The organism is Burkholderia sp. WP9 (assembly GCF_900104795.1).
Classification (GTDB): domain Bacteria; phylum Pseudomonadota; class Gammaproteobacteria; order Burkholderiales; family Burkholderiaceae; genus Paraburkholderia.
The window spans coordinates 2,396,643-2,410,784 of record NZ_FNTG01000001.1 but is presented as its reverse complement, the minus strand read 5'-3'; the positions used below and the strand labels follow the sequence as shown (position 1 = coordinate 2,410,784).

Annotated in this window: 12 protein-coding genes and 1 tRNA gene; 6 read left to right on the top strand and 7 right to left on the bottom strand. The window is 63.0% G+C overall.

Annotated elements, in window-relative coordinates; translation table 11 throughout:
* Positions 1 to 51: 51 nt before the first annotated feature.
* The 3 genes from BLW71_RS10725 to BLW71_RS10715 form a co-directional block, all read right to left on the bottom strand.
* Entirely contained in the window at positions 52 to 261 is a 210-nt protein-coding gene (locus tag BLW71_RS10725; protein WP_091796186.1) for a hypothetical protein, read from the bottom strand.
* A gap of 78 nt (positions 262 to 339) precedes the next feature.
* A complete protein-coding gene (locus BLW71_RS10720) occupies positions 340 to 1,083 on the bottom strand; it encodes a YoaK family protein (RefSeq protein ID WP_091796184.1) in 744 nt (247 codons plus the stop codon).
* A gap of 175 nt (positions 1,084 to 1,258) precedes the next feature.
* Entirely contained in the window at positions 1,259 to 3,175 is a 1,917-nt protein-coding gene (locus BLW71_RS10715; protein WP_286161972.1) for a TonB-dependent siderophore receptor, read from the bottom strand.
* Here BLW71_RS10715 and BLW71_RS42185 point away from each other — a divergent pair.
* Positions 3,135 to 3,719 (top strand): hypothetical protein, encoded by a 585-nt coding sequence (locus BLW71_RS42185; protein WP_286161971.1) that lies wholly within the window; start codon positions 3,135 to 3,137, stop codon positions 3,717 to 3,719. The two genes, BLW71_RS10715 and BLW71_RS42185, sit on opposite strands and share 41 nt — an antisense overlap.
* A 43-nt stretch (positions 3,720 to 3,762) precedes the next feature.
* Here BLW71_RS42185 and BLW71_RS10710 read toward each other — a convergent pair.
* Together BLW71_RS10710 and BLW71_RS10705 are read right to left on the bottom strand one after the other, a co-directional pair.
* Positions 3,763 to 3,837 (bottom strand) — tRNA-Arg (locus BLW71_RS10710).
* Between the two features lie 250 nt (positions 3,838 to 4,087).
* The gene (locus BLW71_RS10705) at positions 4,088 to 4,279 is read right to left on the bottom strand and encodes a rubredoxin (protein WP_007175738.1); all 192 of its coding nucleotides are present in this window, start codon (positions 4,277 to 4,279) and stop codon (positions 4,088 to 4,090) included.
* Positions 4,280 to 4,630: 351 nt separating this feature from the next.
* On the opposite strand from BLW71_RS10705, the gene BLW71_RS10700 reads away from it, so the two are divergent.
* On the top strand, positions 4,631 to 5,032 hold the full coding sequence (locus BLW71_RS10700; RefSeq protein ID WP_091796180.1) for a DUF4399 domain-containing protein: 402 nt from the start codon (positions 4,631 to 4,633) through the stop codon (positions 5,030 to 5,032).
* Positions 5,033 to 5,224: 192 nt separating this feature from the next.
* Positions 5,225 to 7,162 carry an ATP-binding cassette domain-containing protein gene (locus BLW71_RS10695; protein ID WP_091796178.1) on the top strand — a complete coding sequence of 646 codons (1,938 nt, stop codon included), beginning with the start codon at positions 5,225 to 5,227 and terminating at the stop codon, positions 7,160 to 7,162.
* 55 nt (positions 7,163 to 7,217) lie between these two features.
* Here the strand turns inward: BLW71_RS10695 and BLW71_RS40805 are convergent, their stop codons facing one another.
* Complete coding sequence (locus BLW71_RS40805) at positions 7,218 to 7,454, bottom strand: hypothetical protein (protein WP_143048318.1); 237 nt, start codon at positions 7,452 to 7,454, stop codon at positions 7,218 to 7,220.
* Positions 7,455 to 7,508: 54 nt separating this feature from the next.
* Between BLW71_RS40805 and BLW71_RS10690 the strand changes: the two genes are divergently transcribed.
* The 3 genes from BLW71_RS10690 (at position 7,509) to BLW71_RS10680 (ending at position 12,697) form a co-directional block, all read left to right on the top strand.
* Positions 7,509 to 9,494, top strand: a complete 1,986-nt coding sequence (locus BLW71_RS10690; protein WP_091796176.1) for a DNA topoisomerase IV subunit B — start codon at positions 7,509 to 7,511, stop codon at positions 9,492 to 9,494.
* Positions 9,495 to 9,558: 64 nt separating this feature from the next.
* A complete protein-coding gene (parC, locus tag BLW71_RS10685; protein ID WP_091796174.1) occupies positions 9,559 to 11,883 on the top strand; it encodes a DNA topoisomerase IV subunit A in 2,325 nt (774 codons plus the stop codon).
* 355 nt (positions 11,884 to 12,238) lie between these two features.
* Complete coding sequence (locus BLW71_RS10680) at positions 12,239 to 12,697, top strand: CopD family protein (protein ID WP_012432243.1); 459 nt, start codon at positions 12,239 to 12,241, stop codon at positions 12,695 to 12,697.
* A 170-nt stretch (positions 12,698 to 12,867) separates the two neighbouring features.
* On the opposite strand, the gene BLW71_RS10675 is transcribed toward BLW71_RS10680, so the two are convergent.
* Positions 12,868 to 14,076, bottom strand: coding sequence for a chromate transporter (locus BLW71_RS10675; protein WP_091796172.1), 1,209 nt, complete (start codon positions 14,074 to 14,076; stop codon positions 12,868 to 12,870).
* Between the last annotated feature and the right edge of the window lie 66 nt (positions 14,077 to 14,142).

Here is a 14,142-nt window from a genome sequence, read left to right as displayed (position 1 = left end):
CGATTGCTGTACGTTCGCCATGAGACATCTTCGACCGGCCGCTGTCAGTTGTCAGTGCAAATCCGCAGGGTTGCCGCCCATCGCTCGATAAAGATCGCGCACAAACTCTTCGCTGATCACGTCCCATTCCGGTGAGGCATAAAGCACGTCCTCGGGGTTCTTCTTGCCCTGCGCGTGCCGCAGTGTGCGCACGGTCAATTCGAGGGCCATCGCCTCTTCATAGAGAGGGTGGCCGGGGCGGAGGCGGTCGTCGTTGTCCATGCCTGATTTTCGGCAGCCGCCGAACAAACTTTAGATGCAGCCTCGCAAGCGAGCATCGAATGGCCGCGTGGCGCTTGTCTAAGCCCGATAGGCGCGCATGTCGTCGACGATTGGGACAACGGCAAGAGTAAGAAGGACGATCGCGAGAGGAATGGTCGACACAAATCCCAAGTGCCTGAAGCCTACAGCGCCGGCAACGCCGCCCCCGAGGAACGACAGCAACAAGGATCCGAGAAGTGCCAGTTTCTGGCGATCGCCTCGGACCGGGTTACCGGACGCACCACCGAAATTCCAGTAAAACAGCTTGCCAAGCTCGATGCCAATATCGGTTACCAAACCGGTGACGTGCGTCGTCCGAATCTCCGCCTTCGAAATTTTGGTGATCATGGCGTTCTGCAGCCCCATGACGTAGCAGAGAAGACAGACTGTAGCCGGGACGAATAGCACACGGTGCTTCTCCAGATTCGAGCCGAGCAAACCGAAGAGTAGAAGCAGTGACGCCTCGAGCATCAATGGCATTGCATACTGGCTATGCAAGTGCTTGCGGTGCCCCCAATTGATCAGGATCGCCGAGGTGGCCGCTCCGACAAGGAAGGACATTAAGGAACTGAATCCAGCCACCACCACGTCGATGTCGCCAAGCGCGAAGTTATCGGCAAGCGACGACACGATGCCGGACATGTGTGACGTGTACTGACCCACAGCAAGGAATCCGCCGGCATTGGCCGCCCCGGCGACAAACGCGAGCGAACGCCCAAGCCGGCGATTGGTCTCGTCGTTGCGCTCTGGCTTGGTCAAACCGCGAAGGTAATTGATGGGCATGTGATTACCCTCGGTATCGGCGCTCGGTATCGGCGATGTGGCCAAGACATGTTGCGTAGGTGTGAGTCGATGCTAACACGAAACTATGCTGATTCTTCTGGCCTGGCGTCGCGCGTTTGGCCTCTGTCAAGCTGACGGCCGCAGTAGGGTAATCGACCTCGGCGCATCGCGACACTCAATAGCTGTATCCCAGTGTGAGCATCACGGAGCGATCGTCGCCAAGCGCCACGGCGTTGCTCAAGCCACCCGTGTAGTAGTGCTTGTTGAAGACGTTGCTCACACGCAGCGCGGCGCGCCAGCGCGGCGCCGTGTAGCCCACGCCCACATCGCTGACCACGAAGCCCGGAATCGTCATGCCGTACGCGTAGAGATTGCTCTGGCCGCGCACGCCGCCGTTGATTTCCCAGCGATACAGTTCACCCGGCAGCTTGTAGCGCGCGAACACATTGAAGCTGTGGCGCGGCACGTTGTTGATGCGTTCGCCGTCGGTCGAAGGTGTCTGGCCGCCGTCGTCGGCAATCACGGCCGACGTGTACGCGTAGCCGCCCGTCACGCTCAGATGATTCGTCGGCGCGGTATTGAAACTGAATTCGAAGCCGCGCGAATGCTCCTCGCCCACAGCGATGCTGTAGCCGTCGTTGTTCGGATCGTCTTCGAGCACGTTGCGTCGGCGCAGATCGAACGCCGCGACCGTCACGCTCGTGCGGCCCTTCTCGATGTCGAACTTCACTCCCGCTTCCCACTGCTTGCCCGTTTCCGGATCGAACGCGTTGCCGTTCACGTCCGCGCCGCTGTTCGGATAGAACGATGTCGCGTAGCTCACGTACGGTCGCACTCCCGGATACAGTTCGTACATCAAGGCAACCGAGCCGGTCGTGGCGTTCGAAGGATTGCGGCTGCGCGTGTCGGTGAGTTCGTTGAGCACATCGCTCGACGCGCTGTCGTAGCGCACGCCTGCGAGCACACGCCAGCGCTGGCCGAGCGCGATCTGGTCGCGCGCATAGAAGCCGAGATCGCGGATCGTCGTGTATGTATGCGTTTTCGGCTTGGACGGGCAGGTGATCGAGCCCGTGTAGACCGGGTCGTACATGTCGATCGAGCCGACCGTGCAGGTGGTCGAGGCGGCATCCTCCCGGCCGCGCATGTAGTCCATGCCGAAGGTGAGTTCGTGGCGGCCGAGCGCGGTGTCGAAGGTCTTCTGCGCGTTGTTGTCGAGCGAGATCGTGTCGCCGGACCATTGAGAATCAGTGGCCGTGCGGTTCAGCGTGTAGCCGTTCGAGGCGACCTTGCCGTTGGCGACCAGCTGGCCGCCGAGTGAGAACTGTTGCCAACGGAAGTTCTGATTCACCGTCCAGCCCGAATCGAAATGATGCGCGAAGGCGTAGCCGACGCGCGCCTCGTGACCCGAGTACGGCTGCTGATCGGGCTCGCCGGTAAAGGTGCTGCGCGCGAGGCTGCCGTTCTTGTTCGCGAGCACCGAGCCGGACCACGGCAGGCCTTGCTGGCGGATGTAATTGCGTTCCTGGTAGCTCGTCAGGATCGTGAATTCCGTGCGCGGGCCGAGATCGAGTGATAGCGACGGCGCGATATAGCGATTGCGCGACCAGACGTAGTCGGTGGCGTCGTTCGAGTTCATCGCAAGCGCGTTGATGCGGAACGCGGCCTTGCCGTTTTCCGAGAGCGGCGTACCCATGTCGACGCTACCCTGGTAGTAACCGTGGCTGCCCGCGGTGACATCGACGTCGGCGAAGGTATAGGTTTCCGGGCGCTTGCTGACCATGTTGACCATGCCGCCAGGCAGCACGAGCCCGGAGAGCAGCGTGGCCGGACCCTTGAGCACTTCAATCTGCTGCAGGCCGAAGATCTCTTCAGCGAAGCGGTTGTTGATGGCGGTGCGCAGGCCGTCGAGATACACCGAATCCGACGCCGTCTGGCCGCGAATGATGAAGTCGTCCCAGCCGCGTCGGCCATATGTGCCCGAGATGACGCCTGGCACGTCGTGCAACGCGTCGTTGAGCGTCTGGGCCTGTTGCGCGTCCAACAGGTCGCGCGTGACGACGCTGATCGATTGCGGCGTTTCGTTCAAGGGCACTGACGATTTCGTCACCTGGGCGGAGGCGGGCATGTCGAACGCGGTCCCGGACACGCCGCTCGCGGTGATCTTCACGACGGGCAATTCGGCCGGGTCAGCCGGGTTTTGCGTACTGCCCGTACTCGCGGGCATGGTGGCGGATTTGCCGGTGCCGGTTTTCGGTGCGTTTGAGGTGGTGCGACTCGCGTCATCCGATGCGGCGGCTTGCGCGAAGGCGAGCGTGGGCGCCGCGGAGAAGGCAATCAGAAGTGCGGCATGGATCTGGCGGAAGCGCATCGAAGAACCCTTGTCGAAATGCGAATCATTATTAATTGAGTCGCGAATCCTACTACGGGTTATTCCCTACAATCAATGCGTGTTGTATCGACGCGAATATTTAGCGCGCTTGCGTTTTATTGGCAAAGCGGTGTTGTTGCCGTACCCGGTCTTGGCCAGCGATACGGATAGAGACGGTCATGACGCTATTGAGACGAAAGGCGGTCATGGTAGGGACACCCGTTGGTACGTTTCTGGGTGCGCCACGGATACCAATGATGCCTTGTGAGGCTTGCTGGGCAAGGGTTTCGGCCGAATTGCCGCCGAGTTCTTGGTCCCCCTGACAGGAATCGAACCTGTATCTAGCGCTTAGGAGGCACTTGTTCTATCCATTGAACTACAGGGAGAGGACCAAACCGGAATGATCACCGCAATCCTGCTGCCGGACAAGGTCCGCGAGGATCGGACGAGTTCAGGTTCGCCAGCGAGCGCAGAGTATATCAAACCCGTCCGGGCGCGAGGAGAGCAGCAACCGCGCTACGGCGCCGTCCCCTAAAGCAAGCGGCCCAGCAGGTTTAACCTGCTGGGCCGCCGCGAACCGCCGACTTCCTTGCGCAGCGGACTACCGCCGCGAGCGAACAATCCGGTCAACCCGCTTCAGAACTCCACCACCGCGAACTCGGCCTTGCCCACGTCGCACAGCGGGCAGCGCCAGTCTTCGGGAATCGCGGCGAAGCGCGTGCCCGGCGCAATACCTTCTTCGGGCAAGCCTTCTTCCTCGTTGTAGATCCAGCCGCAAATGAGGCAGACCCAGCTCTTATATTCAGTCACTTCAATTACTTCGCTCACGACGTACTCTTTTCCAATTCAATGCAATGATCCACGCAGTCTGCCCCTTTTTTGGGCATGGTGGCGACCCGCAATATTACCGGAATTTGTCAATCCGGCAGAAAACTAGCGATGCGGCAGCGCCGCAAAGCGCTCGACAATGCCCGGGACAACCCGGACCCCATAGGGTGAACCGCGGGACGAACCGCGTCACACACTCCGTGTATGCTCTGATCCGCAGCTGGTCTTTTAGACCGGCGCGCCGGGGTGCCCGGCATGAATTGCGACGATCGGCCTCAGGTTACTGAGCGCACCGTCGTCGCCGACCTGGCCCGCGCACGACTCTCGTTTCCCAAAAAAGGAGAAAAAACGATGCTTAAAAACACATGGTTGGCTGGTGCGGTATTGGCCGGATTGCTCGCGGTATCCGGCGTGGCGCAGGCCGCAAGCGTGTCGTTCGTCCAACCGGCGGACGGCGCGACGGTCAGCAATCCCGTCCACGTGGTGTTCGGCGTCGACGGCATGAAGATCGCGCCGGCCGGCACGATGACGGAAGGCACGGGGCACCATCATCTGCTGGTGGACGGCAAGCCGCTGCCCAAGGGCGAGGTCATCCCGGCAAACGACAAGTCGTTGCACTTCGGCAAGGGCCAGACCGAGACCGATCTGACGCTGCCGCCGGGCGACCACACGTTGACGCTGCAATTTGGCGACGGCGCGCATCGTTCGTATGGTCCGGAATTGAGCAAGACCATCACCGTGCACGTGAAATAAGACGCCGCACGAGACGGCCGGGCGCGCGCCAACGCGCTCCGGCCATGCCAGCCGGCTTTTTCGCCCTATGCAGCGGTTTTTTCGCGTCTGGCAAGCCGGCCATTCGGCCTATCTCTTCCGGCAGACAGGCAGCCGCCCGCGCGCCCGGTACAATGGGCAGTTCCGACTCATCGCTGTCTTCTCCAATTCTCCATGTCGCTTTACACCATTACCGGAGCCCAACTGGCCTTCGGTCACGTCGCGTTGCTCGATCACGCGGATTTCTCTCTCGAAGCGGGCGAGCGCGTCGGGCTGATCGGCCGCAACGGCGCGGGCAAGTCGTCGCTGCTGAAGATCGTCGCCGATCTGACCAAGCCTGACGACGGGCTCGTCACGCGCCAGCAGAATCTGACCACGGTTTATGTGCCGCAGGAGCCGGAGTTCGACACGGACGACACGGTATTCGACGCGGTCGCCGCCGGCCTCACGCACGCTCGCGCGCTGCTGGACGAATACGACGCGGTCGCCAACCAGCTCGCCGACGAGCCGGAAGGCGCCGAGCACGACGCGCTCATGGCGCGCATGAACACGCTGCAGTCGTCGCTGGACCATTCGGACGCCTGGAACTGGAGCACGCGGGTTTCGACCACGTTACAGCAGATCGGCCTGAACGGCGAGGCGCGGGTGGGTTCGCTGTCGGGCGGCATGCAAAAGCGCGTCGCGCTGGCGCGCGCGCTGGTCGTGCAGCCCGACGTGCTGCTGCTCGACGAGCCGACCAACCACCTCGATTTCGACGGCATCCGCTGGCTCGAAGACCTGCTGGTCTCGCTGCGCGCGGGCCTGCTCTTCATTACCCACGACCGCGCGTTTCTCGACCGCGTCGCCACGCGCATCGTCGAGCTGGATCGCGGGCGTTTGCTGTCGTATCCGGGCAATTTCAGCGCCTACCAGACCAGGAAGGCGCAGCAGCTCGAAGTCGAACAGGTGGAAGCGGCCAAGTTCGACAAGCTGCTCGCGCAGGAAGAGGTGTGGATTCGCAAGGGCGTCGAAGCGCGCCGCACGCGCAGCGTCGGCCGGATCGCGCGGCTCGTGGAGATGCGCAACCAGCGCGCGGAACGCCGCAACGTGCAGGGCAACGTCAAACTCGACGTCGGCCAGGGTGAGAAGTCCGGCAAGATCGTCGCCGAATTGACCGACGTGACCAAACGCTACGGTTCGCGCACGGTGGTCGACAACTTCACCGCCACGGTCATGCGCGGCGACAAGATCGGCTTTGTCGGCCCGAACGGCGCGGGCAAGACCACGCTGCTCAAGATAATCCTCGGTGAACTGGCGCCGGACGAAGGCACGGTGCGCATCGGCACGAATCTGCAGGTTGCGTATTTCGACCAGATGCGCGCGCAGCTCGATCTGGAAAAGAGCCTCGCCGATACCATCAGCCCGGGCAGCGAGTGGGTCGAAGTCAACGGCCAGAAGAAGCACGTCATGAGCTATCTCGGCGACTTCCTGTTCGCGCCGGAGCGCGCGCGTTCGCCGGTCAAGTCGCTGTCGGGCGGCGAGCGTAATCGCCTGCTGCTCGCGCGTCTGTTCGCGCGCCCGGCCAACGTGCTGGTGCTGGACGAACCGACCAATGACCTCGATATTCCCACGCTCGAACTGCTCGAAGAACTGCTCACGGAATACGACGGCACGGTGCTGCTCGTCAGCCACGATCGCGCGTTCCTCGACAACGTCGCGACCTCGGTGATCGCCTCGGAAGGCGGCGGCAAGTGGCGCGAGTACGTCGGCGGCTTTACCGACTGGCAGATCCAGCGCGATCGCTCGCAGCAGATGGCGCTGGAAGCGCAGAAAGAAGCCGGCAAGGAAGCGGGTAAAGACGCGGCGCCGGCCAAAGACAGTTCCGCGGGCCGCAATACGCAACGTGCCGCGAAGCTGTCGTTCAAGGAGCAGCGCGAACTGGAGGCGCTGCCGCAGAAGATCGCCGCGCTTGAAGCGGAGCAGAAAACGATCGGCGCGCAACTCGAAGACGGTTCCGTATTCGCCAAAGATGCGCAGGAAGGCACGCGCCTGACCGAACGCTACGCCGCGATCGACGAAGAACTGCTGATCGCGCTCGAGCGCTGGGACGAGCTGGAGAACCGGCGCAAGTGACGTGTGGGGGCGAGGCGGGACTGCGCGGCGTCACCGCCGCCCCTTATCCAGACGGCTATTCCCGCGTGTCGCGAATTGCCGCCCGGATCGAAATCAGTAAAATACCCCGCGAACAGGCTTCCCCGGCGTTCGCCCCCGCGTCGACGTTGCCCGGCCTGAGGGCCGGCTTCGAGCGGCCGTCGAGCGCGTCAACCGGAAGCCAGGCGACAAAACAGCTTGCCCGCACCACGGGCACCCCACCTAACCCCATTGTTTCGTTTCGCTTTTTTTGAAAACTCAACGCATTGTCCACGGACCTGTCCACAGCTCCTGTGGACAACGATGAACCGACGCATCCGAGTCAACCATGTCTACGAAAAAGCCAAACGCCGCGTATAGCGAAGCGTCGATCAAGGTGTTGAAGGGTCTGGAGCCGGTCAAGCAACGGCCCGGCATGTACACCCGCACCGAGAATCCGCTGCACATCATCCAGGAAGTTATCGACAACGCGTCGGACGAGGCCCTCGGCGGCTACGGCCGGCAAATCACGGTCACGCTGCACGCCGACCATTCGGTCTCGGTCGAAGACGACGGCCGCGGCATTCCATTCGGCCTGCATCCGGAAGAAGGCGTGCCGGTCGTCGAAATCGTGTTCACGCGCCTGCATGCGGGCGGCAAGTTCGACAAGGCCGCCGGCGGCGCGTACACGTTCTCGGGCGGCTTGCACGGCGTCGGCGTGTCCGTCACCAATGCGCTGTCCACGCGCCTCGACGTGACCGTGTGGCGCGAAGGCAAGATCGCCGAACTGAGTTTCGCCAATGGCGACGTCGCCAAGGAACTCGAAGTGCGCCCCGCGGCGAAGGGCGACAAGAAATCCGGCACGCGCGTCACCGCGTGGGCCAATCCGAAGTACTTCGATTCGCCGAACCTGCCGCTCGGAGAATTGCAGCGTCTGCTGCGCTCGAAAGCGGTGCTGTTGCCGGGCGTGGAAGTCACGCTGATCAACGAGAAAACCGGCGAACAGCAAAGCTGGAAATACGAAGACGGTCTGCGCGGCTATCTGCTCGAAGGCATGAACGGCAGCGATCTGCTGATTCCGCTGTTCGAGGGCGAACGTTATGTCGAAAACTCGCGCGCGAGCGAGGAGACTTTCGCGGAGGGCGAGGGCGCCTCGTGGGTCGTCGCGTGGAGCGAAGAAGGCCCGCTCATGCGCGAGTCGTACGTCAACCTGATTCCGACGCCCGCGGGCGGCACGCATGAATCCGGCTTGCGCGACGGTCTGTTCCAGGCGGTGAAGAGCTTCGTCGAGCTGCATAACCTGCAGCCGAAGGGCGTCAAACTGCTCGCGGAAGACGTGTTCGCGCGCGTGTCGTTCGTGCTGTCGGCGAAGGTGCTCGATCCGCAATTCCAAGGGCAGATCAAGGAGCGCCTGAATAGCCGCGACGCGGTCAAGCTGGTGTCGTCGTTCGCGCGGCCGGCGCTGGAGTTGTGGCTGAACCAGCACGTCGAGCACGGCAAGAAACTCGCGGACCTCGTCATCAAGCAGGCGCAGGCGCGCACGCGTGCCGGGCAGAAGGTCGAGAAGCGCAAGAGCTCGGGCGTCGCCGTGTTGCCGGGCAAGCTGACCGATTGCGAATCGACGGAAATCGGCCGCAACGAACTGTTTCTCGTCGAAGGCGACTCGGCGGGCGGTTCCGCGAAGATGGGCCGCGACAAGGAATATCAGGCCATCCTGCCGCTGCGCGGCAAGGTGCTGAATACGTGGGAAACCGAGCGCGACCGGCTGTTCGCCAATAACGAAGTGCACGACATTTCGGTGGCGATCGGCGTCGATCCGCATAGCCCGGACGACAAGGTCGATCTGTCGAATCTGCGCTACGGCAAGATCTGCATTCTGTCGGACGCTGACGTGGACGGTTCGCACATTCAGGTGCTGCTGCTCACGCTGTTCTTCAAGCATTTCCCGCAGTTGATCGAGCGTGGTCACGTGTGCGTGGCGCGCCCGCCGCTGTTCCGGGTCGACGCTCCCGCGCGGGGCAAGAAGCCCGCGCAAAAGCTGTATGCGCTCGACGAAGGCGAACTCGAAGCGATTCTCGACAAGCTGCGCAAGGACGGCGTGCGCGACACGCAGTGGTCGATCAGCCGCTTCAAGGGTCTCGGCGAAATGAGCGCGGAGCAGTTGTGGGACACCACCATGAACCCTGACACCCGCCGTCTGACGCCCGTGGCGCTCGGCGAACTCGACTACGACGCCACGGTCGCGCGCATGACCATGTTGATGGGCAAGGGCGAAGCGGCGTCGCGGCGCAGCTGGCTGGAAGAAAAGGGCAACGAAGTGGAAGCGGATATCTGAGCGCTTTTTAAAGTGCACTCACTCCGCACCAAAACTTCACGCCAAACACGGATACGGAATCTAGATGGACGACGATAACACTCTCGACCTTTTCACCGAGCCGCCGCCCCCGGAAGGCGACTTTCTTACGCTCGGCAATTACGCGGAACGCGCGTACCTCGACTATGCGGTGAGCGTGGTCAAGGGCCGCGCGCTGCCGGATGTGTGCGACGGGCAAAAGCCGGTTCAGCGCCGCATCCTGTTCGCGATGAATGACATGGGCCTCTCCGACAACGCGAAGCCGGTCAAGTCGGCGCGCGTGGTCGGCGACGTGCTCGGCAAGTATCACCCGCACGGCGACCAGTCCGCGTACGACGCGCTGGTGCGCCTCGCGCAAGACTTCTCGATGCGCTATCCGCTGATCGACGGTCAGGGCAATTTCGGTTCACGCGACGGCGACGGCGCGGCGGCCATGCGGTACACCGAAGCGCGCCTCACGCCGATCTCGAAACTGCTGCTCGATGAGATCAATCAGGGCACGGTCGATTTCATGCCTAACTACGACGGCTCGTCCGAGGAGCCGAGGCTGTTGCCGGCCCGCTTGCCGTTCGTGTTGCTGAACGGCGCGTCGGGCATCGCGGTGGGTTTGGCCACGGAAATTCCGTCGCACAATCTGCGCGAGGTGGCGGCTGCAACGGTTGCGATGATCCGCAATCCGAAGATTTCGCACGCGGAATTGATGCAGCACATCGCCGGGCCAGATTTCCCGGGCGGCGGTCAGATCATTTCGAGCGACACCGAAATTTCCGCCGCGTACGAAAGCGGCCGCGGCAGCCTGAAGGTGCGGGCGCGCTGGAAGATCGAAGAACTCGCGCGCGGCCAGTGGCAACTGGTGATCACCGAATTGCCGCCGAATACCGCGGCGCAGAAAGTGCTCGAAGAAATCGAAGAGCAGACCAACCCGAAGATCAAGCTCGGCAAGAAGGCGCTCACCCCCGAACAGCTGCAAACCAAGCAGACCATGCTGGCGCTGCTCGATGCCGTGCGTGACGAGTCCGGCCGGGACGCACCCGTGCGCCTCGTGTTCGAACCGAAGTCGAGCCGCATCGACCAGACGGATTTCGTCAACACGCTGCTCGCGCATACGAGCCTCGAATCGAACGCTTCGCTCAATATGGTCATGGTCGGCGGCGACGGCCGGCCGCGTCAGAAGGGCTTGAGCGAAATCCTGCATGAGTGGATCGCGTTCCGTTTCGCGACGGTGACGCGCCGCACGCGTCATCGTTTGACGAAGGTCGACGACCGGATTCACATCCTCGAAGGCCGGATGATCGTCTTTTTGAATATCGACGAAGTCATCCGCATCATTCGCGAGTCGGACGAACCGAAGGTCGCGTTGATGGCCGCGTTCGGCTTGTCCGATCGCCAGGCCGAAGACATTCTTGAAATCCGCCTGCGTCAGTTGGCGCGGCTCGAGAAGATCAAGATCGAGAAGGAGCTGGCAGAACTGCGCGACGAGAAGGCCAAACTGGAAGAACTGCTCGGCAGCGAATCGGCAATGAAGCGCCTGCTCATCAAGGAAATCGAGGGCGACGCCAAGCAATACGGCGACGAGCGCCGCACGCTCATCCAGCAGGAAAAGCGCGCAACGTTCGAAGCACGCGTGGTCGACGAACCGGTTACGGTGGTGGTGTCGCAGAAGGGCTGGGTGCGCGCGCTGAAGGGCCACGGGCTCGACGCGGCGGGCTTTACCTTCAAGGCCGGCGACGGGCTGTACGCGGCCTTCCAGTGCCGCACGCCGGACACGCTGGTCGCGTGGGGCAGCAACGGCCGCGTCTATTCGGTTGCGGTCGCCACGTTGCCGGGCGGCCGTGGTGACGGCGTGCCGGTCACGTCGCTGATCGAACTGGAGTCGGGCAGCCATCTGATGCATTACTACGCGGCGTCCGCGGATCAGGCGTTGCTGCTCGCTTCGAGCAACGGCTTCGGCTTCATCGCCAAGGTCGGCGACATGGTGAGCCGCGTGAAGGCCGGCAAGTCGTTCATGACGATCGACGCGGGCGCCGCACCGCTCGCGCCGATGCCGATGCTGCCGGATGCGACGCACATTGCGTGTCTTTCCTCGGGCGGGCGCCTGCTGGTGTTCGGCCTTGACGAGATGAAGACGCTCTCCGGCGGCGGTCGCGGCGTCACCTTGATGGCGCTCGACGACAATGAAACGCTCGCGCAGGCGCTCGCCATCAACAACGCGGGTGTCGTGTTGATCGGCACGCGCCGTGGCGGCCGCGTGGATGAAGAAAAGGTGAGCGGCGCGGCGCTCGCGCCGCATATCGGCAAGCGGGCGCGCAAGGGCCGCACGCCCGAGAGCAAGATGAAGCTCGAAGGCATGCGTCCGGTGCTGGCCGTTTAACAAAGCTTGACGAAGGAACACGGCGAGCGTCTGCTAGCATGCGAGGCGCTTGTCGTGCGCAGTATCAAATCGGGGCGCAGCCTGGCCATTGCGGTGGGCATGCTGCGATAACAACTACAACACGACGTGAAAGCCACGAGTGCAGCGGAACTGCGTGCGGACTGCGTGGTCGAATGGGCTCTCAAGAAAACGCCGGGTCGTCGCGCGTTTTCCGCCCCGTAGAAAGTCCCCTTGGGGGATTGCCTTCGCCCGGGGGCCTGGCGCGAGGCGCCGGGTTTGAGCGCATTTCATTCAATAGCCGCTGCTAACAGCACTCTGCACAAGCGGTGTGGCGTCGTCGGGAGAGGAAAACAACATGAACAAGGCTATCGAACTCGCACTCTTTCTACATCTGCTCGCGGTTGCGGTGTGGGTAGGTGGAATGGTGTTCGCCCATTTCTGTCTGCGTCCGGCGATTGCCGATCTCTCGCCTCAATTACGCTTGCCGTTGTGGGAATCGGTGTTCGGCCGCTTCTTCAATTGGGTCGCCGCGTCAGTGCTGGTGATTCTCCTCACCGGCGGATTTCTGCTCATGCAATTCGGCGGCGGCCATGCCACCTGGCCGCTGCATGCCATGGCCGGTCTCGGCATCGTGATGATGCTGATCTTCGGGCACATCCGGTTTGCCGTGTTCCCGCGCATCCGTCGCGCGGTGCAGGCGCAGAAATGGCCGGATGGCGCGCGGGCAGTCGGCACGATCCGTCGTCTGGTGCTGATCAATATCGTGCTCGGCGTGGTGACGATCGGCGTTGCGGTGCTGTCGCGCGGCTTCTGAACCCGCTACTCTATTTGAAATCCGCTAGCCGCGCAGCGACACTGCCGCGCGGCTTGCGGGCATCAAGCACGGTCTTCTCCGCACACGCCGCCGTCTATATCAGCTCGCCATACGCGAGCCACAGCCCGCACACCGCAGCTACGGTCCTGTACACCGGCGCACACCGCCGTCTAAATCAGCGCGCCGTACGCGAGCCACAACCCGCACACCGCAGCCACCGTCCCGTACACCACGTACACCGGCACCTTCAGCTTCGCGAAGCACATGCCGGAGAACAGCGCGGTCATCAGATAAACCGGGCTGAACGGCACATGCCCGGCAATGCGAAGCACGGCCACCGCGAGAAACGCGGTAGTAACCGCGCGCAGCATCCGCATGCCGTGCTCGAATCGCGGATTGGCCTTCAACTGATGCAGATGCCGTTGCGCAAGCACGACGAGGCAACCCGACGGCACGAATAGCGCGAGCGTGGCAATCAGCGCACCCACCCAGCCATCCACCAGATAGCCGAAGAACGGCACCACGTTTAGGAGCGGCCCGGGCGATAACGGCGACAACGAGAACGCCAGTGTGAAGTCGTTATCGGAGACGCCGATCGCCGGCGTGACGAACAGCGTCTTGAGCACCGGCAACGCCGAGAAGCCACCGCCGAACAGGGTCATGCCGGCGCCGGCGAGCCGCGGCCACAACAGCGCCAGGTCATAGCGATGCGGCAGCGGCAGCGCGAACAGCACGAGGAATCCGCACAGGGCGGTCAGCATCTGCCAGTCGCCACGCGCCAACGAGACGACAAGAGGCGCGTTGCGAACCGGGCTCACCAGCCAGCCGGTGCCGAAGGCCGCGCCCAGCATGAGGACATACGCCGCCGGACTGTGCGCATAGAAGAGCGCCACGCAACCGAGCACCGTCGCGAGCCATTCGAGCTTGCCGCGCACCAGCGCGCGCGTCTGCTTGTACCAGGTGATCGCGATCAGCGTGGCCAGCACGACGCTGAAGTGATTGAGCAAGGTTTGCGAGGCGGCGGCGCGCACGAGCGGCGTGCGGTAGAAGATCGCGAACAGCGTCATCAGCATGAAGAAGGGCAGTACGCTGGCAATGCCCGCGATCCACGCGCCGGCGCGTCCACGCAGCGCATGCCCCAATTGCACGGCGACATTGCAGCCCACCGGGCCGGGCACCATCCAGGCGAGCGCGATCAGATCGGAGAACGCGACGCGCGAGAGGCGGCCTTTGCGCTCGACGTAATGGTTTTCGAGTTGCGCCATGAGGGCGAGGCCGCCCCATGACAACGCCGACAGGCCGAACACGACTCGGAACAGCGTCCATAGCGGTTCCCGTTCCCCTCGTCTGGCAGCATCCTGGCTCGTGGTCGTCTGCATGGCGCCGCAAGCGCCCGGCACGCGGGCGCCGTCCTGTGAGATCTTCTTGGTGATTCGACGCGGCCG